The following is a 20682-nucleotide window of genomic DNA, read 5'->3' on the forward strand; positions in this document are numbered from 1 at the left end:
AAGGATGAACTATGACGGTTGACGCTTCCGCGCCACCCACTCGTCGGGCGGTGGTGCCGCCGCAACGCGGCAACATCGCCCGGCGGGGCTCGGTCTTTCTCAGCCGGCACCCGCGTTTGCGGCTTTCGCTGCTGCTGAGCGCACCCTTGTTCTGGCTCGGGCTTGTCTACATCGCGGCCCTCGCCGCGCTGCTGATCACCGCCCTGTGGACGGTCGACTCGTTCACCGGTCAGATTTCACAGACCTGGACCCTCGACAACATCGTGGCGGTGCTGACCGGGTCGCTCTATCAAACCGTGACGCTGCGCACGGTGGGCGTGGCGCTGCTCGTCACCATCATCGACATCGTGATCGCGTTGCCGATCGCGTTCTACATGGCCAAGGTTGCCAGCCCCAGGGCCCAGCGTATCCTCGTGATCGCCATTCTGATGCCGCTCTGGGCGAGCTACCTCGTGAAGGCGTACGCCTGGCGCTCGGTGTTGTCCCAGGGCGGCATCTTCGAATGGCTCGTGTCACCGTTCGGCGGGCACAGCCCCGGTTACGGCTTGCCGGCGACGATCATCACCCTGTCCTACCTGTGGTTGCCTTACGTGATCCTGCCGATATATGCGGGTCTGGAACGGGTGCCGGATTCGCTGCTGGAGGCATCCGCTGATCTCGGTGGCGGCACCTGGTCGACGCTGCGCCTGGTAGTGCTGCCGATGATCTGGCCGGCGATCATCGCCGGGTCGATCTTTAGCTTCTCGCTCTCGCTCGGTGATTACATCACCGTGAATATCGTCGGCGGGGCGAACCAGATGCTCGGCAATCTCGTCTACACCAACGTCGGAGCGGCGAACAACCTGCCGCTCGCGGCCGCGATCGCGTTCATTCCCATTCTGATCATCTTCGCCTACCTCGCCGCCGTGCGGCGCACGGGCGCACTCAACAACCTCTAGGAGCCTGCCATGCGTCTGAGTCGACCGGCTCGCGGCCTGCTCGCGGCCATCACGGCCGTGGTTCTGGCCCTGATCTACCTGCCATTGCTCGTGGTGTTCGTGAACTCGTTCAGCACCAGCCAGAACCTCACCTGGCCACCGCCGGGCTTCACCCTGGAGTGGTGGGCAAAGGCATTTCAGAGTGAGGGCGCCCTCGACGCCGTGCTGACCAGCCTGCAGGTGGCGCTCGCTTCGACGGCCATCGCCCTCGTGCTCGGTACGCTTATTTCGATCGGGCTGCAGCGCTTCGAATTCTTCGGCCGGGACGCCATCAGCCTGCTCGTGATCCTGCCGATCGCGCTGCCCGGCATCGTCACCGGCATCGCTTTGAACAACGCGTTTCGCACCGGCTTGGGCGTGCAGCTGTCCATTCTGACGCTCATCATCGCCCATGCCACGTTCTGCATCGTGACCGTATTCAACAACGTGATCGCCCGACTGCGGCGCCTCGGAACGAGCCTCGAAGACGCCTCCTCCGACCTCGGCGCCGGCATCTGGACGACGTTTCGTCTCGTCACCTTTCCTCAGTTGCGCTCAGCGCTGTTCGCCGGCGGTCTGCTCGCCTTCGCCCTGAGTTTCGACGAAATCATCGTGACGACGTTCACGGCCGGGTCGGGCGTGAAGACACTGCCCCTGTGGATTCTGGACAATCTGTTCCGGCCCAACCAGGCGCCGGTCGTCAACGTCATCGCCGTGGTGCTCGTGCTCGTCTCGATCCTTCCCATCTATTTTGCGCAGCGCATCGCCGGCGCCGAAAAGATCGTGCGTTAGCCGTTCCCGCCCTGACTCCCCGCACGACTCCTGCAATTTCAAAGAGCAAGAGCGGCCTTTCCCTGAAAGGGCTCAGTTCTGTGATTCCTCGGGGGCAAATTGCAGGAGTTCTGCCGGGGGCTGGAACTTGACCTCTGGCTGGTATCGCCGATGGCCCGGATCGGGTTAGGGTTTTCCGGTGGGCAGACAGGACGGCAGCGGGCGGCAGATCTCGGCGGAGGGCGTCGATGACCGTTCCGCCACCGTGCTGCACGTGGACCTCGACGCCTTCTTCGTCTCGGTCGAGCTGCTCTCCCACCCCGAATACGTGCACCTGCCGGTGATCGTCGGCCATCGCGGCGGCCGTTCGGTCGTCACGGCGGCCAACTACATCGCCCGAAAATACGGCATCAACTCGGCCATGCCCATGGCCCTCGCTATGCGGCAGTGCCCGAACGCTATCGTGCTCGAGCCGCATATGGGGTTATACCGCGACTTCTCCACCCGGGTCATGAGCATCTTCGACGACGTGACCCCGCTCGTCGAACGGCTCGGCATCGACGAAGCCTTCCTCGACGTGGCCGGCGCGACCAACCTGTTCGGCTCACCGGCCATGATCGGCGAACTCATCCGCGCTCGCGTGTTCGCCGAGACCGGACTGGTCTGTTCCGTCGGCGCGGCGTCGACCAAGTTCGTCGCCAAACTCGCTTCCGGCCTGGCCAAACCCAACGGCCTGTTGGTTGTTCCGGCCGAGAAGGCGGTGGCGTTCCTGCATCCGCTGCCGGTAACCGCCCTCTGGGGCGTGGGAGCCGCCACCGAGCAGGCGCTGACTCGCCTCGGACTGAAACTCATCGGCGATATCGCGCACACCCCACTGGACGTGCTGAAGAAAACGCTGGGGGAGGCATCCGGTGTGAAGCTGCACGAACTCTCCTGGGGACGTGACCCGCGCGCTGTGACGCTCGAGCGGGAGGAGAAAAGTGTCGGCCACGAGGTGACCTTTGAACACGATGTGACCGACCTCGACCGACTGCGCAGCGAACTGCTGCGACAGTGCGACCTCGTGGCCGCTCGGCTGCGGCGTAGCGACCTGGTGGCGCGCCGCGTCGCGCTCAAATTGCGGTACACCGACTTCAGCACGATCACCCGGTCGCGCACCCTCGCCGAACCGAGCAATGTCGGCCGGCGCATCTACGAAGAGGCGGTGGCCGCGTTCGACCTGCTGGCCGCGTCGGGCATTCGCGTGCGCCTGATCGGGGTGCGCGCCGAGCAACTCGGCACGGCGTCGGGGGCGGTGGGACTGTGGGACCCGGACGAAGATTGGCGGGGCGCGGAGCTCGCCGTCGATTCCGTGACCGAACGTTTCGGGGCGGGAACCGTACGTCCAGCCTCGTTCTTCAAGCACTAGTCGCGCTACCCTGTTGGAATGACCAGCCTCCCGGAAAAACTCGCAGATACCTTCCGTTCCGCCGGCGTGAAGTCGGCCTACGGTGATCCCGTGCAAATCGACGGCGTCACCCTCGTGCCGGTGGCCCTGAGCTACTACGGCTTCGGTGGCGGCGACGCCGGCGAAGGTGGTGCCGGATCCGGCGGTGGCGGTGGCGGTGTATCGCTGCCGATCGGCGCGTACGTGAAGTCGGGTGGCACCGCCCGGTTCGAGCCCAACGTCATTGCGCTGCTCGCCGTCGGTGTGCCGTTCCTTATCGTCGCCGGGCGAGCCCTGGCCCGGGTGATCCGCGCCCTGAAGAAGTAGCCTGCTCGCTGCACGGGACCCGGGCCCCGTGCGCGGACCCAGTCTGAAAACTGGGCCCGCGCCCCTACGGTGGACCCGGACGCGTGCGACGCGGCCAGCGCGCAGAGCGGATGCGACGCGGCCAGCGCGGACGGCGCGCGAAGCGTCGCCGCACCCAGCGCGGCACCCGCGCACGGAGCCAGGCCGGAAAATGCCACGGGGCGCTCACCGGCAGTCCCTGCGCAATGCGGCGCCGCCGCAGAATGAAGCGGCGCAGCAGCACGAGGTACAGCGCCGCCAGCACGAGCAGGATGCCGATGCTCATGTCATTGTCCCCATGCCGCAAGTCTAGGCGGGGCACTACAATTGAGAGTGATCACGGGAGTCCGGTATGCCGGGCTGAGAGGAAGCTGACCAAGCTTCGACCGTCGAACCTGATCTGGATCATGCCAGCGCAGGGAGGCTTCTCAATCCCGTGCCCTGTATTCACCTACGGAAAGGGCACGAACAGTGCACGCTACACTCACATCCACGCGACCGGTCGCGGCGAAGAAACCACGCAACTTTCGCTGGCGCGTCGTCGACATCGTCGTCGCGAGCGTCATCGGCGTTGCGAGCGGGGTCATCTTCTGGGCCTGGGGCCTGGCCTGGTCCCCGCTCAGCGCGATACTCGCGTTCACGCCCGGCCTCGAAGGCCTCCTCGCCGGCGGCTGGTTGTTCGCCGGAGTGCTCGGCGGGCTCATCATTCGCAAGCCCGGCGCGGCCGTGTACACCGAGGTTGTCGCCGCCGTCGTGTCGATGCTGATCGGCACCCAGTGGGGATTCTCCACCCTCATCTGGGGCGTCGTCGAAGGTTTGGGTGCCGAGATCATCCTCGCACTCTTCCTGTATTCCAACTGGCGGCTTGGCGTAGCCCTGCTCGCGGGCGCGGGCGCCGGTGTGGCGGTGGGTCTTCTCGACACGTCCTTCACGAGCTATGCAGCACTGGATTTCGGCTACAAGGCCGTTTATTTTGTCTCCGCTGTCGTGTCGGGCACCGTGCTCGCCGGTTTGCTGTCCTGGCTCGCCGTGCGCGGCCTTGCCCGCACCGGTGCGCTGAGCCGTTTCGCTGCCGGTCGGGAAGGGTCGCGAGCGCCCGCCGTCGCGCCCAACTAGCGGATGCCGAAAACCATGCCCGCGCGCGGCCCGCAGATTCGAGCCGTGCAGATTCGAGCCCGCGACTGGGGCTGGCGCCACGCCGGGCGCCACAGTCAGGCGGTCTCCGGGCTGGACCTGCAGATCGAGCCCGGCGAGCGGGTATTGCTGCTTGGCGCCAGCGGTGCCGGCAAGAGCACCCTGGTGCACGCGCTGGCCGGGGTGCTCGGCGACGCTGAAGACGGAGACGAGACCGGCAGTCTGCTCATCGACGGCTGCCGCGCGGCCGAGGCTCGGGGACGGGTCGGACTCGTGCTGCAGGATCCGGACTCGCAGGTCGTGCTCGCTCGGGTCGGTGACGACGTCGCGTTCGGCTGCGAGAACCTCGCCGTTCCGCGCGCCGAGATCTGGCTGCGGGTGCGGCGTGCCCTGGCCGAGGTCCGCCTGGACCTGCCCCTCGACCACCCCACCTCGAGCCTGAGCGGCGGCCAGAAACAGCGACTCGCACTGGCCGGCGTGCTTGCCATGCAGCCCGGGCTGCTGCTGCTCGACGAACCGACCGCGAACCTTGACCCGAATGGCGTCATCGACGTTCGCGACGCCGTCGTGCGGTCCCTCGACCACTCGGGGGCTACGTTTGTCGTCATCGAACACCGGGTCGAGGTCTGGCAGGACGTCGTCGACCGCCTCATCGTGCTCGACCCGGCCGGCGGTGTGCTGGCCGACGGTCCCCCCCGCGAAATCCTGGCGAGCCAGGGCGAACAATTGGCGCAGGCTGGCGTCTGGGTTCCCGCCCTGCCACCCCGATTTCCGAAGCGCCATCCGATCGCTGCGGCGCAGACCCTGCTGCGGGCCGAGGGACTTGCGGTCGGTCGCGTTCCGTTTGGTCGGCGCGCAGCATCCGTTGTCGCCGATGGCATCACCCTCAACCTCTGCTCCGGCACCGCCACGGTTGTGACCGGCCCCAACGGCGCCGGAAAATCCACCCTCGCCCTCACACTGGCCGGATTACTGAAGCCGGCCGGGGGAACACTGCACGCGAGTGGCACTTTTGCGGCCGGTATCATTTCCGAGCCGCACCGCTGGCGTTCCCAGCAGTTGCTGTCCCGCATCGGAACCGTCTTTCAAGACCCGGAACACCAATTTCTGGCCGCGACGGTGTTGGGTGACCTATCGATCGGGCCACGCGCCCTCGGGCTCAGCCAGACGGAACTGACCAGCCGCGTCGATGAACTGATGCACCGGCTGCGACTCGACCACCTCGCCGACGCCAACCCATTCACCCTGTCGGGCGGCGAAAAGAGACGGATGTCCGTCGCCACCGTTCTCGCGACCCGCCCCCGCCTGCTCGTGCTCGATGAGCCGACCTTCGGGCAGGATTCCCGCACCTGGCAGGAACTTGTGACCCTGTTGGCCGAGCTGCTCGACGAGGGAACCGCCCTCGTGGCCGTCACGCATGACGCCCAGTTCGTCAGCGCCCTCGCTGACGAGGAATACCGCCTGGGCACCCCCGAACCGATCCGGCTCGGGTCGGGTGCGCTGTGAGCCTGTTGACCCCGACGATCCGTCCGAGTGTGGTCGCTCGCCTCAACCCCGTGGCCAAGCTCGCCGTGGCCCTCATTGTGAGCTGCGCCCTGCTGCTGTCGATCGACTGGGTTTCGGCGGGCGTGGCCCTGCTGCTTGAGTGCCTGCTCTTACTCTGGTGCGGATTGAGCGCCAGGCAATTCTGGCTGCGCACCGCGCCGGTGTGGATCGCGGCGCCCATGGCCTCGATCACGACGATCCTCTATGGCGAAGACTCCGGCGCGCTACTCTGGCAGTTCGGGTTCATCTCGGTGACCGAGGGTTCGGCCCAGCTCGGGCTGGCCATCGGGTTGCGTGTGCTCGCCATTGGCTTGCCCGGCATTGTGCTGCTCGCCACGACCGATCCGACCGACCTTGCCGACGGCCTCGCGCAGGTGTTGCGCTTGCCGGCTCGGTTCGTCCTTGGCGGGCTGGCCGGGCTGCGGCTCGTGGGCATGTTCATCGAAGACTGGCACTCGCTCACCCTCGCTAGGCGGGCCAGGGGGGTCGGGGATGGCGGCGGCGTACGAGGCGCCGCCCGCCGGTTCTTCGGTCCGGCGTTCTCCCTGCTGGTGATCTCGGTTCGTCGCGGGAGCAAACTGGCCACGGCCATGGAAGCGCGCGGTTTCGGCAGCGATGCGCCCCGCACCTGGGCCCGGCCGTCCAGGGTTCGTGCGCCCGATGCGATTCTCGTCGGCATCGGGCTGGGGATCGCCGGCATCGCCATCGGGGTCGCGGTTTGGGCCGAAACGTGGAGTTTCATTCTTGCCTGACGCCGTTTTCGAGCCGGCCGCCCGGGACTTCACCCCGTTGTTGGGCCCCCTGCAACAGGCCGTCGCCGCTGCCGGATCGAACCCGGTGATTCTCATCGACGGGCCGAGCGGTGCGGGCAAGAGCACCCTTGCCGATGCCCTCGTGGAACACTGGCCGGGCACGGTCCGCCCCCAGCTCGTGCGGATGGACGACATCTATCCCGGCTGGGACGGACTCGACGCGGCCGTCCGGCACCTGCAGCGCCACGTTCTGCAACCGCGACACGACGGGTTGCCCGCGGCCTGGCAGCGCTATGACTGGAGCGATAATGAGGCGGCGGAGTGGCATCCGCTTGACGCGGCCCGCCCGCTGATCGTGGAGGGCTGCGGAACCCTCGCGGCCGCCCACGAACCGCTCGGCCAGGTGCGGGTCTGGCTGGCAGCCGATGACGCGCTGCGCAAACGACGTGCGCTCGACCGCGACGGAGAAGCGTTTCGCGCCCATTGGGACCAGTGGCAGCAGGAATGGGCAAGCTATCTCGAGCGGGAAAGTCCTGAGGGTCGCGCAACCGTGCGGTTGCGGGCTGGCACCTAACTCGCAGCACAGGACTAGATTGTGTGCCATGAGTAATCCTGACAGCGAAACCCCGACCCTGTATATCGCCGAGTTCATCGACGGCCCGCTCGAGGGCCAGATTGATTCCCGGGCGCTCGTGCGGGGAAAACACGCGTCCCGCATCAGCATGGTCGCCGCCGTCGCCGGCCTCGAGTCGGTGTTCTGGTACGACGAGGTCGACGAACGAGACCTGAACGGGCAACGCCGCGTGCGCTACGCCTTCGACCAGAGCGAGAGCGACCCGGTCGACACCGAGGTAGAACCGCTCTAACCTGGCCTATTGGTCGAGCAGGGCCGTAATCATCACGATCGGGTGTAGCAGCCGCCAGCCAGGGCCCGGGTCGGCGATGCCCTCATCGAGTTTGAGGGCGGCCGAGAGTTTTTCTCCGGCCACGGTGAGCCGCACCTGACCGACGTTCGAACCGGTGCGGGCGGTGGCGAAGTCCTCGAGCGTGACCTTCGCAGCCTCCGGGGTGGCGGCCTGCCAGGCATAGCGGGTTCGCGAGACGCCGACCACGGCCGAGGCTTCATCACCCCACGCTGACCGAAACGTCGCGTAGGCGTCGCCGGCGGCCAGCACCGGAAGCGGGCCCACTCCGGCCCGCGCGCTCGCCATGAGGGCGGTCAGATCCGCCGTGAGCGCATCGTAGGTCGGTTCACCGATATAGGCACCCGAGAACGTGAAGCTCGACGCGCCGTCACTCACCCGGGCGGTGAACAGAAAACAGACCCCGGCGGCGTCGGTATAACTGCGCGATATGCCCGTGATGCCTTCCTCGGCCAGGTACGAGGTGGTGTTCTCCACACCGCGACGGTTCGCCAGAGCGGATGCGGGACTCGCCAGCATCGCAGACACCACCGGGTCGGTCGCGGCGAGTCCTGCCAGGTGGGCCAGGTCGGTGGCGGTACCGACGCTCGCATCGTGAAGCCCGGTGGCGTCGATAACGACGGAGCCGGTCATCCCGTTGTCGTCGAGCCAGGCGTTGGCAGCGACGACGTAGGCGTCGACCGAGCCGAACGCCCACCGGGCGACACTGTCGGCATGGTTGTTGCTCGACCCGAGCAGCAGCGCCTGCAATAGCTCGAGCTGGGTCCACTGCTCGTCGGCGAAGACCGCGACCGAGCGTGCGCCGGCCTTGTTGTAGTCGAGGTAGCTCTGAAAGTCGGCTGCGGTGAGCGTCACGATGGGGCCGGACTCTCCCGCCGCAATGGGTTTGGCGTCGAGAACGACGAGGGCGGTCACGACCTTGGCAATGGACGCCATCGGGAGTGCCTGGTCGAGGCCGGCCGTCGCGATCGGTTCTGACACCGTGGTGCCGTCTGCGCCGGTGGATGTCGTGCCGGAGGAATCGCTCGTCGTGGCGGCCAGCACGGCGATGGCGCTCGCGCCATTGGGGGAGAGCACGGGGGGAGTGGGCGTCGTGCTGGTGGCGGCGGGGGTGACCCTGATGGCCGTGACGGCCGGCAGGGGCCCGAGCAGCGTCGCTGGACCGTAAACGCCGAGGCCGAGAATCACGACGGTTCCGACCAGGATGCCAAGCAGACGGCCGGGACGGAAGGAACTCATGTCTTTAGGCTAGACCGCCGGAGCCTAGCCCCAGCCGAGTTCGTGCAGCCTGTCGTCGTCAATGCCGTAGAAATGGGCGATTTCATGAACCAGGGTGATGTGAATTTCATCGTGCAGATCGTCAAGGGTGTCGCAGATCGCCAGCAGCGGCTCCCGGTACAGCACGATTCGATCGGGCATCTCACCAAAGCCGTACTGGCCACGCTCGGTCAGTGCGACCCCGTCGTACAGCCCGAGGGTGTCCAGCGTGCCGTCTTCGGGTCGGTCTTCGACTACGAAGATCACGTTGTCGAGGCCGTCGACCATGTCGTCGGGCAGAAGGTCGAGCTCGTCAACGACCAGGCTCTCAAACTCGGACGCGTCAAGATTGAACATCGACAGCTGCTCTCAACAGCAAGAGGCCCCATGAGGGAGGAACGTGCTGAAATTCATTGGGGTGAGTAACGGGGATTGAACCCGCGACCTCCTGGACCACAACCAGGCGCTCTGCCAACTGAGCTATACCCACCATGCGTCCCCGTGTCTACGACTCAGGGCAACTCCGTTATCCTATTACACCTCGGAGGCGAATAAGTGCACAACCTCGGCCGCGTGCGACTTGGCTTCGTCGCTCGTCGGTCCGGGGTCGGCCACGAACACCGTCTGGCGGTAGTACGCGAGCTCGCGGATCGATTCGAGAATGTCGGCCAGAGCGCGGTGTCCGCCGTCCTTGGCTGGGGCGTTGAAATACACCCGCGGGTACCAGCGTCGGGCGAGTTCCTTGATCGACGACACGTCGACGTTGCGGTAGTGCAGCTGATTGTCGAGACGCGGCATGTACCGAGTGAGGAAGGCACGGTCGGTGCCGATGGAGTTACCGGCGAGCGGGGCCTTCTGCTCGGCCGGGATGAACTTCAACACGTATTCCAGAACCAGAAACTCGGCCTCGGCGGCGCTGACTCCGTTCGGGATCTCGGCAATGAGACCAGAGGACGTGTGCATGTTGCGCACGAAGTCACCCATGTTCTCGAGGGCCGAGTCGTTGGGCTTGATGATGATGTCGAGCCCGGGGTCCATCACATTGAGGTCGTAGTCGGTGATGACGACGGCAATCTCGACGAGCTCGTCGCGGTCCAGGTCGAGCCCGGTCATCTCGCAGTCGATCCAGACCAGGCGATCGGGACTCTTCGACGTCGGGGAGGTAGCGGGGGCAGTCGTCGGTGCTTCACCAGTCGTGCTGTTCGTCATCCCCCGAGTCTACCGGTGGCCTGCGACTTGGCCTGTAAACTGGAACGCTACCGACGTTCAACGCACGACCTGCGAGGCCCTGATGGAATTCACACTGTATTCGTCGTCATTCTGCGAACCGTGCATGCAGACGCGGGCGGTGCTCGCCGAAGCGAAGCGGCTGGTGCCCGGTGCGACGGTGCGCGAAATCGATGTTGCCGGCGCCCCCGAGCAAGCCGAGGCGCTGCGCATTCGCAACACACCCACGGTCATCATCAGCAACGGCGACGGCACCGAGGTCTTTCGCGCGGCCGGGGTTCCCACCCTCGCGCAGGTTCTCGTCGCGGCCGCGAAGGCGCTCTGAGCTGGTTTTAGGCGGGGACTTCATCAACGTTGCCGAGTGCCGCTCGGTTCTCCGGCGAGATGATGTCGCCGTAGTACTCGATGACGAAGGAACGGGCCAGTCGTCCGGCGGTCGATCCGTCGCCCGCCGAGATCGCGGCCAGAATTTCGCGATCGTGGGCCAGGGACAGTTCCATTCTGGCCTGGGAATCGGGTGCACGATCGAGTTCGCCGATGACCATGTCGATGAGGGCGCCGCGGGTCGCTTCCCCGCAGATCTGCATGAGTTGGTTGTGACTGGCCGCCCAGACGCTCTCGTGAAAGGCGACATCCGCTCGGCTGAATGCGACCGGTCCGTGTGCCACCTCCGCCTGCATCGCATCGACCGCCGTACGCATGGCCTGCAATTGCGGCTCGGTGCGGTGCTGGGCGGCCAGAGTGCAGGCCGCACCCTCGAGCATGATGCGAAACTCCACGAGTTCCGACAGGGCGATGGTTTCCAGCCGCACCAGGCGGTTGACGGTTTTCGTGAGGATGGCTGGCGACGCCTGGAGCACTTCGGGCCCGCGCGGGTCACCCGGGCGCGAGCGCACAAGTCCGGTACTCTCGAGTACGCGTAGGGCTTCACGAATCGTCGACCGGCTCACCTCGAAGGTCAGCATCAGTTCGCGCTCACTCGGCAGGCGATCGCCCGGGCGCAGCTCCCGCTTGCTGATAGCTGTTTCGATCTGCTCGACGACGCGCTCGTAGGCCTTGACGGTTTTGACGGCTGTGAATGCGACTTTGTGGGTCATCTGCACTTTCTCGAGGTTGCGACCCGGGGTCAATATCGGGGTCGATCTTGACGATCTGGGATCTACATGTAAAGCTGACTTTGGTACAGAGTGTACTGGTCTGACCATAGTTTTCACCGGTGTACACGGCATATTTCCACCGTATTTCCTGCAGCAATTCTGGCCGATCTTCGTCGGGCCAGCCGAACCAGAGGAGCACGTTCGAATGAGGGCACACACCCAGCGAAGCATGTTCGCCAGTATGGCCGCGGTCATGGTCGCGTTCGTGGCCCTGGTTGGTTGTTCCGACGGCTCGAGCACGAACGAGGCGGACGCTGACACATCGTTGACTGTGGGTCTGCTGGCCACTCCGGGCAACCTCGATTACACCACGACCGCCGGTGCGGCAATTCCGCAGGCGCTGCTCTACAACGTTTACGAGGGGCTGGTGAAACTGGACAACGATGGGGCCATCATCCCCCTGCTCGCCGAATCGTGGACGGTCAGCGACGACGGGCTGGTCTACGACTTCCTGCTGCACGAGGGTGTGACCTTCTCCGACGGGTCGCCCTTTACGGCGGAAAGTGTCAAGTTCAGTCTCGAGCGCGTCAAGGACAACTGGACTGCCAACGGACCCGCCTACCTCGACCCGATCGCCAGCATTGAGGCGGTCAGCGACACGGAAGCGCGCATCACACTGTCGAAGCCCAGCAACAGCTGGCTGTTCAACATGAGCGGTCCGGTCGGTACCATGTTCACCGAATCCGGTCTTGCCGACCTCGCTACGGCCCCGGTCGGTACCGGCCCGTACACGGTCAGTTCGTTTAAAACCGGCGACAGCCTCGTGCTCGCCGCCAACGCCGACTATTGGGGCGAGGCTCCGTACATGACCGACGTGACCCTGCGCTACTTCACCGACGCGACCGCGCAGACCAACGCGCTGCTGAGCGGCGATATCAACCTCGTGGCGGGGATCTCGCAGTTTCAACTGGTCGACCAGTTCAAGTCCAACACCGACTTCCAGGTGCTCGAAGGCGCCAGTACGGGTGAGGTGACGCTGTCGATGAACAACGTGAGCGACGCCTTCAGCGACGTTCGGGTTCGGCAGGCCGTCATGTATGCCATCGACCGCCAGGCCGTCATGGACACGGCGAACAGCGGCTACGGCCTGCTGATCGGCTCCATGGTTCCGCCGACCGACCCCTGGTACGACGAGAGCCTCGCCGATCTCTACCCGTACGATCCCGACCAGGCCACCGAGCTCCTGGCCGAGGCCGGCGTCAGCGACCTGACCGTCGCCTTCAAGATCCCCAACCTGCCCTACGCCGTGGCCGCCGCCCAGGTGGTCAAGGACCAGCTCGCCAAGGTCGGCATCACGGCCGACGTGACGGCCCTCGAATTTCCCGCTGTATGGCTCGACGAGGTGTTCTCCAACCACGACTACGACATGTCGCTCATCATGCACAGCGAGCCGCGCGATGTGACCGTCTTCGCCGCGCCCACCTACTATGCGGGCTACGACTCGCCCTCGGTGATGGCCAAATTCGCCGAAGCTGATGCCGCCGACCCGACCTCCTACATCGACATGATGAAGGAGGTCACGACGACCATGGCCGAGGAAGCCGCCGCCAACTGGCTCTACCTGCAGCCGGCCATCTCCCTCGCCGACGCCGACCTGATCGGTGTGCCGAAGAACACGCCGAGCCTCGCACTGGACCTGTCGACCATCGCACGGTAGGCACGCGTGGGCCAACGTCTGGGCCGGTACGCGTACGGTTATTGTTCCAGCGGTTGGCGCGGAGTTTTCTGAGCACGTGCCAACCGTGAATGAGTCAGAGGAGAGTCCCGTTATGGTTCTCGTGGTCCTGCGTCGCCTCGGTGTGTTCGCCACCACGGTCATCGTGGCCTCGGTCGTGACGTTCCTGATGCTGTCGATTTTGCCCGGCGACGCCGCCCGCATCGCCCTGGGCGTGCAGGCGACCGAAGCGGATGTCGCCGCACAGGCCACGGCCATGGGACTGGATCGCCCCGCGATCGTGCGCTACCTGGACTGGTTCGGGCACGTGCTCATCGGTGAATTCGGTACCTCCACCGTGAGCCGCCAGGCGATCGGCCCCGAGATAACGGATGCCCTCGGCATCACGGTGATCCTCGTGCTGACCAGCGTCGTGCTGGCCCTGCTCTTCGCGATCCCCTTCGGAATCCTGACCGCGGTGCGGCAGCGAAAGCCCGACGGTGCCATCCTGTCGGGCATCAGTCAGATCGGTGTCGCCGTACCGGGGTTCCTAGCCGGGATGCTGCTCGTCACGGTTTTCGCCGTGACGCTCCGCTGGCTGCCGGCGGGCGGCTGGGTCGACCCGGGCAACGATTTCGGGGGCTTCCTCGAGCACCTCATCCTGCCCGCGATCGCCCTCGGCAGCGTGCAGGGCGCCGTGCTGAGCCGCTACGTGCGCTCCTCGGTATTGGAAGTGATGCGGGAAGACTTCATTCGCACCGCCCGGGCCAAGGGCCTCGGCGCGGGGCGGGCTCTGTTTCGGCACGGGCTGCGCAACGCTGCCGTTCCGGTGATGACCGTGCTCGGCCTGCAGATCGCTACCCTCCTCGTCGGTGCCGTGGTGATCGAGCGGGTGTTCAGCATTCCCGGCCTCGGCAGCCTGCTGCTCGACAAGGTCGCCCTGCGCGACCTCCCCGCTGTGCAGGGCATCGTGCTCGTGCTCGTCGTTTTCGTGCTGCTGCTGAACTTTCTCGTTGACCTGGCCTTCACGCTGATCGACCCTCGGCTTCGGAGCGTCTCATGACCGCCAGCGAACCCCAAGCTGGCTCCGCAACCAAGCCGCGCCCCGCGCCGCGCCGCACACCGCCAGAACGAGCCGGAGGCGGGGCCACGCTCTGGGCCGGACTCGCTCTCATCGGCCTCGTGGTACTCGCCGCCGTCGTGTCAGCGTTCTGGACACCGTTCGACCCGGAGGGGGTCTTCCCGGATTCCATCCTGCTTTCGCCCGGCGCGGAACACCTGTTCGGCACCGACAGTTTCGGGCGCGATGTTTTCAGCTCCATCCTGCGCGGCGCACAAATCTCACTGCTCGTCGGCACGGTAGCGGTCGGCCTGGCCGCTGTGCTCGGCGTTCCCTTCGGCATCGTGGCCGGCATGAATCCGGGCCGACTCGACCAGTTCATGATGCGCGGCAACGACATTTCCCTCGCCTTCCCCGCCCTGCTGCTCGCGATCATCTTCGGTGCAATCTTCGGCGCCGGCACGGTCACCGCCATGGTCGCGCTCGGCATCGGCACGGCACCCGCCTTCGCCCTCATCGCCCGCAGTGGCACCATGCAGATCATGAGCCGTGAATACGTGCAGGCCGCCCGTGCCTCCGGCAAGAGCGGCCTGTTCATCGGGATGCGGCACGTGCTGCCCAACATCAGCGGCATGCTCATCGTGCAGGCATCCGTTTCATTCGGCATCGCTGTGCTCGCCGAGGCCGCCCTCTCCTACCTGGGGCTCGGCACGCCTCCACCCACGCCGTCCTGGGGGCGCATGCTGCAGGACGCGCAGGGCTACCTGTTCATCGAGCCGCTGCTCATCGTCTGGCCGGGAATCGCCATCGCCATCGCGGTGCTCGGCTTCAACCTACTCGGTGACGGCCTCCGCGATCGCTTCGACCCCAAGATGCAGGTGAAACGATGACCCCGAGCACACCCACCCTCAGCGTGAAGGACCTGCGGGTCGGTTCGCCCTTCAACGAACTGCTGCACGGCATCAGCTTCGAGATCGCAGCCGGCGAACGCGTCGGCCTGATCGGGGAGTCCGGTTCGGGAAAGTCGCTCACCGCGACATCCGTTATGGGGTTGCTGCCGGAAACCCTGATGGCTACCGGCACGATAAACCTGAACGGCATCGATGCCGACCTGCTCACCGCAAGCGAGCGTCGGCTCAACCGGTTGCGCGGCAACACCATGGCGATGGTGTTCCAGGAGCCGATGACCGCCCTGAACCCGCTCATGCGGGTCGGAGCCCAGGTGGCCGAGATCATGATGGTGCACCGCACCGAGCGCGGTCGGCGGCAGGCTCGTCAACGCGCGGTCGAACTGCTGGCCCGGGTCAAACTGCCGAACCCCGCTGAGGCGGCCCTCGCGTTTCCGCACCAGCTGTCTGGCGGGCAACGCCAGCGCGTCATGCTCGCGATGGCCCTGGCCAATGATCCGCAGCTCCTTTTGTGCGACGAACCGACCACGGCGCTCGACGTCACCGTGCAGGCCGAGGTGCTGAAACTCATCGGCGACCTCGTCACCGACCGGGGTACCGCGCTGCTGCTGATCACCCATGACATCGCGGTGGTCGCTGAGGTCTGCCAGCGGGTGCTCGTCATGTACCAGGGCGACATCGTCGAGGACGGACCGGTCGGGCGCGTGTTGACCGCGCCGCAGCATCCGTATACCCGAAAACTCATCGCGGCCTCCGATCTCTCCTCGGTCGACGACCGCGGCCGACTGCATACGATGTCCATGCCCGTCATCGCCACCCCGCCTGCGGCAGCATCCTCGCCTCGCCCGAGTCAAGCGGATGCCGCGGCAGCGCCGATCCTGCTACCGCACCGCGCCGCACACCAGCGCCTGGAACAGGGCGGTCCGCCGGTGATCTTCAACGAGGTCGCCGGTGCCGGAGCCATTCGGGTGCGCGGCCTCAGCCGGCAGTACCGGCGACGCGGCGGCGGCCTGTTCGCCCCGGCACCGATCGTGCACGGCCTGCGCGAGGTATCGTTCGACGTGGCGGAGGGCCAGCGGTTCGGCATCGTCGGTGAATCCGGTTCCGGAAAATCCACGCTCATGCGTATCCTCTGCGCCCTCGATCAGCCCACGTCCGGGGCAGTCGACGTGCTCGGGCAGTCGATCGGGGGAGCGTCGGAACGGCAACTGCGTGACTTTCGCAGCCAGGTACAGATCGTGTTTCAGGACCCGATGGGGTCGCTGGATCCGCGCATGAAGGTGCGCGACATCGTCGCCGAACCGTTGCACCACGTCGGCAGGGCCGAGGCTCAGGCCCGGGTGGAAGCCCAACTGGCCGCTGTCGGCCTCGACGCCGACGTGATGCACCGGCATCCGCACCAGTTCTCCGGGGGCCAACGGCAGCGTATCTCCATCGCGCGGGCGCTCATCACCCGGCCGCGCGTGCTGGTCGCAGACGAAGCGGTCAGCGCCCTCGACGTGTCGGTGCGGGCCCAGGTTCTCAACCTGCTTGCCGACCTGGTCGACGAATACCAGCTCACGCTCGTGTTCGTCTCCCACGACCTCGGTGTCATCCGACACCTCTGCGACACCGTGGCCGTCATCTCCGACGGCCGCATCGTCGAGTGCGGGCCCACCGCGAGCGTCTACGACCGCCCCCTGCACCCGTACACCCGGCAGCTGGTCAGCGCGACGCCGTCCATGGACGAACTGGCCAGACGCGTTATCGCCTGATTTTCACCCGCTCCACTGACCCATTGGAAGAGTCACCATGACCGAGACCGCGCCCATCGAATGCCTGCCGGCGACCGAACTCGTAGCGCGCTACCAGAGCGGCGACCTGTCCCCGGTCGAGGTGACAGCCGCGGTGCTCGACAAGGCCGAGCGGCTGCAGCCCGAGCTGAACTGTTTCTGGGGCCTCGACCGAGCCGGAGCGCTCGCCGCCGCTGCCGCCAGTGCACGACGCTGGGCCACCGGAACTCCGCTCGGAACGATCGACGGCGTGCCTGTCAGCATCAAGGAGAACGTCGCGGTACGCGGCTTCAGCCAGCCGTCCGGCACCGCCGCCAAGTTCGACGCACCGGTCGAGACCGTCGACGGGCCGAGCGCCGCGCGCATTCGGGAGGCCGGAGGTGTCATCTTCGGCGTCACGGTCATGCCCGACTACGGCATGCTGTCCTCCGGCGTGTCGAGCCTGCACGGAATCACCCACAGTCCGTGGAATCCGGCCTGGACGGTGGGCGGGTCGAGCGGCGGCGCCGGCGCTGCCGCTGCAGCCGGAATCGGCCCACTGCATGTCGGCTCCGACATTGGCGGGTCCCTGCGGCTGCCGGCCACCTGGCTCGGGCTTGTCACCCTCAAACCGAGTTTCGGCCGCGTCGCCATCGAGCCGCCCTACATGGGCCGGGTGGCTGGACCGCTCACTAGAACAGTGGATGACGCGGCCCTGTTCCTGGGAGTGCTCGCCCGCCCGGACCTGCGCGACTACACCGGTCTCGGCGAGCAGAAGCTGGACTGGACCGACGTGCACAGCCCCGAAACGGGCGTCGCCGGATTGACGGTGGCCTATCACCTCGCGGGCGGGGCGGGCCTCGCGACCGACCCCGAGGTAGCGGCATCCGTTCTGCAGGCGGTGGAACTCTTTGCGGCGGCCGGCGCGATCGTCGAGGAGATTGCGCCGCCGATGACCGAAAAATACCTTGCCGACCTGGATCTGTTCCTGCGGGTACGGTCCCTGGCCGATTATGAGGTGCTCGAACCGGCGCGGCAGGCGATGGTGCTGGACTTCATCCGCGACTGGGTGCTGGCCGGGTCGGGGGTGTCGGGCACCGAGGTTCTCCGGTGCTACCAGAGCATCCAGGATCTGCGCGCGGCGACCGTCGCGGTCACGGCTCCTTACGACGTGGTGCTGTCACCGGTATCGCCGGTCGCCGCTTTTGCCGCGGAGTGGCCCATGCCGACCAATGACGCGGCCACCTCGCTCGATCACATCGCGTTCACCGCGCCGTACAACTTCTCGGAGCAGCCGGCCAGCTCGGTGAACTGCGGGTTCACGACCGACGGACGCCCGATCGGGCTGCACATTGCCGGGCGTCGCTTCGAGGATCTCGCAGTGCTGCGGGCCACGCACTGGTACGAGCAGGCACGGCCATCGGCTGCCGAGCCCGTGTGGCCGTTTCACTCGGTGGGCCAGCTGGCGCGCTGACCGACCGGTGCTAGCCGTTCGGTGGGTCGAACCGGCCGTCGACGGCCGTCCAACCGCCGTCGACGGTGAGCACCGAACCGGTGACGAACCGCGACGCGTCCGAGGCGAGGTAGACCACGGCACCGGCCAGTTCGCCCGGTGTCGACCAGCGCCCGAGCGCGCTCTTGGCGGCGTAGGCGTTGTACCACTCGGGATCGTTCTTGATCTGGGCCGTCAGCGGTGTTTCCACGACGCCGGGGGAGATCGCGTTCACCCGAACCCCGGCCGGCCCATATTCGGCGGCGGCGGTGCGCAACAGCTGCACCAGACCGGCCTTGGTCGCGGCGTAGACCCCCTGGCCGGGCTCGACCGTGACGGCGCGAATCGACGAGAAGCCGATGATGCTGCCGCCGCCGTTGGTGGCCATGATCGGCGCGAAGGCCTGGATCAGCACGAAAGCGGCGCGCAGGTTGAGATTCACGACGCGATCGAACTCGTCGAGCGTGTAGTCGGCGATGCGCTTTCGCACGTTGGTGGCGGCGGTGAATACGAGGGCGGCGAGGTCGGTCAGCTCGTGGGCGACAGCCTGCACGGCGTCCTGGTCGAGCACGTCGAGTTGCAGCGAGCTGGCTCCGGCGCCGAGCTTCGCCGCGGTGGCTGCCACGCTTTGGGCATCACGGTCGGCGCAGATGACCGTGGCGCCGTGGGCGTGCAGGGCGAGGGCGCTCTCGCGGCCGATGCCGCTGCCGGCGCCGATCACGAGTACGCGGCGACCGGAAAATTGGAACAGTTGGGTGTAGTTCACTGGGTTCTTTCTCTGCTGCTGACCGGCGGCTGAATTACGGGCGGATCATGGCCATGCGGGTGACGGTGAACTCCTCGATGGCGAACCGTGGCCCTTCCCGGCCTGTGCCGGAATCCTTGACACCGCCGTAGGGCATTATGTCGGAGCGAAAGCCGGGAATCTCGTTGACCACGACGCCGCCGACTTCCAGCTCGTTGATGGTCCGAAAGGCGCGCTGCAGCGATCTGGTGAAGATGGCCGCTTGCAGGCCGTAGCGCGAGCGGTTGACCAGCTCGATGGCCGACCCCAGGTCGGAGATGCGCTGCAGCACCACGACCGGCCCGAAGATTTCCTCGCACCAGGCCAGGGCGTCGTGCGGAACATCCGTCAACACGGTCGGAGCGATGCTGCGCTCCACCGCGTGGCCGCCGGCCAGAACGCGGGCCCCGCTCGCCCGGGCAGCGCTGATCCAGGCCAGGATCCGCTCGGTTGAAGCCTCGTTGATGACCGGTGCCACCCGGGTGCTGTCGTCGCGGGGATCACCGACGCGCACCTCGGGGAGGCGAGCGAGGAGCATCCGCTCGAATTCGTCGGCGATCGTATCGTGCACCAGAATGCGCTGCACCGAGATGCAGGCCTGACCGTTGGCATAGAAGCCGCCGCGAATCACCGCGTCGACCGCTCGCTCCACATCGGCGTCGCTCGCCACGATGAGGGCGGTGTTGGCGCCGAGCTCGAGCACGACCTGGCGTGGCGCGGCGTCGCGGGCAATCTGGTGCCCGACGGCGGCCGAGCCGGTGAAGGAGATCACGGCCACACGCGGATCACGTACTAGGGCCTCGCCGACCGCGATACCACCCGTAACGAGCTGAACGGCCGCGGTCGAGACCCCCTGGTCGCGCAGTACCCCGCGAATGAGGTCGACCGCCCACAGCGTGGTCAGCGGAGTGTTCGGGGCCGGTTTGATGATGATCGGGCAGCCCGCCGCCAGTGCGGGAGCCAGCTTGTGGCTGGCCAGCAGAAGAGGGTAGTTGAAGCCGGTGATGCCAACGACGATTCCGGCCGGACGACGCGTCCAGTAGCCGATCATGCCCACACCGCTCGGCTGCAGGTCGAGCGGAACGGTCTCGCCGTGCAGGTGGGCGATCTCTTCGGCGCAAGCCGACCAGGTGGTGAGGGCACGGGCAACCTCGGTGCGGCAGTCCGCGAGCGGTTTGCCGGTCTCGAGTACGAGCAGCTGCTCGAATTCATCGGTTCGCTCGATGAGGGCGTCGTGAATGCCGATGAGCAGGGTACGACGGATGCCCGTGCTCAGCCCGGCCAGTTCCGCGCGTACCGAGGCGGCCGCATCCACTGCGAGCACGGCATGCTGAACGGAGCCGACCGGTGCCAGCGCGACGGAGGAGCCGTCGTAGGGAAACACGATCTCCTGCTGCTCGGAACAGTCCAGCCAGCTCTCGCCGATGGGAAGCCCGGCCGGGTAGGGAATCGGGAACGATGCCACGAAAGACCACTTTCTGTCAGAAGGTGCTGGTAAATCTACTGGTCTGACCAGTAACCTAACTAGAGTATCGAGTGG

At 66.4% G+C, this 20682-nt stretch carries 22 protein-coding genes, 1 tRNA gene and 1 riboswitch; of the genes, 15 read left to right on the forward strand and 8 right to left on the reverse strand.

Annotated elements, in window-relative coordinates; all coding sequences use genetic code 11:
- The first annotated feature begins 11 nt into the window (after positions 1-11).
- The 4 genes from E3T47_RS15405 (at position 12) to E3T47_RS15420 (ending at position 3480) form a co-directional block, all read left to right on the forward strand.
- Positions 12-938, forward strand: a complete 927-nt coding sequence (locus tag E3T47_RS15405) for an ABC transporter permease (RefSeq protein ID WP_134556918.1) — start codon at positions 12-14, stop codon at positions 936-938.
- 9 nt (positions 939-947) lie between these two features.
- Positions 948-1748: an ABC transporter permease gene (locus E3T47_RS15410; RefSeq protein WP_134556919.1), complete on the forward strand. Its 801-nt coding sequence runs from the start codon at positions 948-950 to the stop codon at positions 1746-1748.
- 178 nt (positions 1749-1926) lie between these two features.
- A complete protein-coding gene (gene dinB, locus E3T47_RS15415) occupies positions 1927-3135 on the forward strand; it encodes a DNA polymerase IV (protein WP_134556920.1) in 1209 nt (402 codons plus the stop codon).
- A gap of 18 nt (positions 3136-3153) precedes the next feature.
- Positions 3154-3480 carry a hypothetical protein gene (locus E3T47_RS15420; protein WP_134556921.1) on the forward strand — a complete coding sequence of 109 codons (327 nt, stop codon included), beginning with the start codon at positions 3154-3156 and terminating at the stop codon, positions 3478-3480.
- Between the two features lie 64 nt (positions 3481-3544).
- On the opposite strand, the gene E3T47_RS15425 is transcribed toward E3T47_RS15420, so the two are convergent.
- The gene (locus E3T47_RS15425) at positions 3545-3820 is read right to left on the reverse strand and encodes a hypothetical protein (protein WP_134556922.1); all 276 of its coding nucleotides are present in this window, start codon (positions 3818-3820) and stop codon (positions 3545-3547) included.
- Positions 3821-3827: 7 nt separating this feature from the next.
- A riboswitch (TPP riboswitch) is annotated at positions 3828-3937 on the forward strand.
- 32 nt (positions 3938-3969) lie between these two features.
- Here E3T47_RS15425 and E3T47_RS15430 point away from each other — a divergent pair.
- Genes E3T47_RS15430 through E3T47_RS15450 form a run of 5 tightly spaced genes read left to right on the forward strand, consistent with a single transcriptional unit; the run spans position 3970 to position 7795 of the window.
- A complete protein-coding gene (locus tag E3T47_RS15430; protein WP_134556923.1) occupies positions 3970-4614 on the forward strand; it encodes an ECF transporter S component in 645 nt (214 codons plus the stop codon).
- Positions 4615-4617: 3 nt separating this feature from the next.
- The gene (locus tag E3T47_RS15435) at positions 4618-6138 is read left to right on the forward strand and encodes an ABC transporter ATP-binding protein (protein ID WP_422386507.1); all 1521 of its coding nucleotides are present in this window, start codon (positions 4618-4620) and stop codon (positions 6136-6138) included.
- On the forward strand, positions 6135-6929 hold the full coding sequence (locus E3T47_RS15440) for an energy-coupling factor transporter transmembrane component T family protein (protein ID WP_134556924.1): 795 nt from the start codon (positions 6135-6137) through the stop codon (positions 6927-6929). Before E3T47_RS15435 ends, E3T47_RS15440 begins: the two co-directional genes overlap by 4 nt.
- On the forward strand, positions 6922-7503 hold the full coding sequence (locus E3T47_RS15445) for an AAA family ATPase (RefSeq protein WP_241982308.1): 582 nt from the start codon (positions 6922-6924) through the stop codon (positions 7501-7503). The genes E3T47_RS15440 and E3T47_RS15445 overlap by 8 nt, the downstream gene beginning before the upstream one ends.
- A 28-nt stretch (positions 7504-7531) precedes the next feature.
- Positions 7532-7795, forward strand: coding sequence for a hypothetical protein (locus tag E3T47_RS15450; RefSeq protein ID WP_134556926.1), 264 nt, complete (start codon positions 7532-7534; stop codon positions 7793-7795).
- Between the two features lie 6 nt (positions 7796-7801).
- Here E3T47_RS15450 and E3T47_RS15455 read toward each other — a convergent pair whose 3' ends face one another.
- From E3T47_RS15455 to orn, 4 genes are all read right to left on the reverse strand, one after another.
- Positions 7802-9091, reverse strand: a complete 1290-nt coding sequence (locus tag E3T47_RS15455; protein WP_134556927.1) for a D-alanyl-D-alanine carboxypeptidase family protein — start codon at positions 9089-9091, stop codon at positions 7802-7804.
- A 24-nt stretch (positions 9092-9115) separates the two neighbouring features.
- The gene (locus E3T47_RS15460) at positions 9116-9466 is read right to left on the reverse strand and encodes a metallopeptidase family protein (protein ID WP_134556928.1); all 351 of its coding nucleotides are present in this window, start codon (positions 9464-9466) and stop codon (positions 9116-9118) included.
- 57 nt (positions 9467-9523) lie between these two features.
- A tRNA-His gene (locus E3T47_RS15465) sits at positions 9524-9599 on the reverse strand.
- Positions 9600-9643: 44 nt separating this feature from the next.
- Positions 9644-10318, reverse strand: a complete 675-nt coding sequence (gene orn / locus E3T47_RS15470) for an oligoribonuclease (RefSeq protein ID WP_134556929.1) — start codon at positions 10316-10318, stop codon at positions 9644-9646.
- Between the two features lie 82 nt (positions 10319-10400).
- Between orn and E3T47_RS15475 the strand changes: the two genes are divergently transcribed.
- The gene (locus tag E3T47_RS15475) at positions 10401-10661 is read left to right on the forward strand and encodes a thioredoxin family protein (protein WP_134556930.1); all 261 of its coding nucleotides are present in this window, start codon (positions 10401-10403) and stop codon (positions 10659-10661) included.
- Positions 10662-10668: 7 nt separating this feature from the next.
- Here the strand turns inward: E3T47_RS15475 and E3T47_RS15480 are convergent, their stop codons facing one another.
- On the reverse strand, positions 10669-11433 hold the full coding sequence (locus E3T47_RS15480; RefSeq protein WP_134556931.1) for a FadR/GntR family transcriptional regulator: 765 nt from the start codon (positions 11431-11433) through the stop codon (positions 10669-10671).
- A 229-nt stretch (positions 11434-11662) separates the two neighbouring features.
- Here E3T47_RS15480 and E3T47_RS15485 point away from each other — a divergent pair, with 229 nt between their 5' ends.
- The 5 genes from E3T47_RS15485 (at position 11663) to E3T47_RS15505 (ending at position 18340) form a co-directional block, all read left to right on the forward strand.
- Entirely contained in the window at positions 11663-13150 is a 1488-nt protein-coding gene (locus E3T47_RS15485; protein WP_241982309.1) for an ABC transporter substrate-binding protein, read from the forward strand.
- 112 nt (positions 13151-13262) lie between these two features.
- Positions 13263-14210, forward strand: a complete 948-nt coding sequence (locus tag E3T47_RS15490) for an ABC transporter permease (protein WP_134556932.1) — start codon at positions 13263-13265, stop codon at positions 14208-14210.
- A complete protein-coding gene (locus E3T47_RS15495; RefSeq protein ID WP_134556933.1) occupies positions 14207-15097 on the forward strand; it encodes an ABC transporter permease in 891 nt (296 codons plus the stop codon). The genes E3T47_RS15490 and E3T47_RS15495 overlap by 4 nt, the downstream gene beginning before the upstream one ends.
- Positions 15094-16869 carry a dipeptide ABC transporter ATP-binding protein gene (locus tag E3T47_RS15500; RefSeq protein WP_134556934.1) on the forward strand — a complete coding sequence of 592 codons (1776 nt, stop codon included), beginning with the start codon at positions 15094-15096 and terminating at the stop codon, positions 16867-16869. Before E3T47_RS15495 ends, E3T47_RS15500 begins: the two co-directional genes overlap by 4 nt.
- Before the next feature lie 37 nt (positions 16870-16906).
- Positions 16907-18340 (forward strand): amidase, encoded by a 1434-nt coding sequence (locus E3T47_RS15505; protein ID WP_134556935.1) that lies wholly within the window; start codon positions 16907-16909, stop codon positions 18338-18340.
- 10 nt (positions 18341-18350) lie between these two features.
- Here E3T47_RS15505 and E3T47_RS15510 read toward each other — a convergent pair whose 3' ends face one another.
- Entirely contained in the window at positions 18351-19124 is a 774-nt protein-coding gene (locus tag E3T47_RS15510) for an SDR family NAD(P)-dependent oxidoreductase (RefSeq protein WP_134556936.1), read from the reverse strand.
- Between the two features lie 34 nt (positions 19125-19158).
- Positions 19159-20607 carry an aldehyde dehydrogenase family protein gene (locus E3T47_RS15515; protein ID WP_241982310.1) on the reverse strand — a complete coding sequence of 483 codons (1449 nt, stop codon included), beginning with the start codon at positions 20605-20607 and terminating at the stop codon, positions 19159-19161.
- Between the last annotated feature and the right edge of the window lie 75 nt (positions 20608-20682).

It is taken from the genome of Cryobacterium ruanii, from assembly GCF_004404055.1.
GTDB lineage: Bacteria > Actinomycetota > Actinomycetes > Actinomycetales > Microbacteriaceae > Cryobacterium > Cryobacterium ruanii.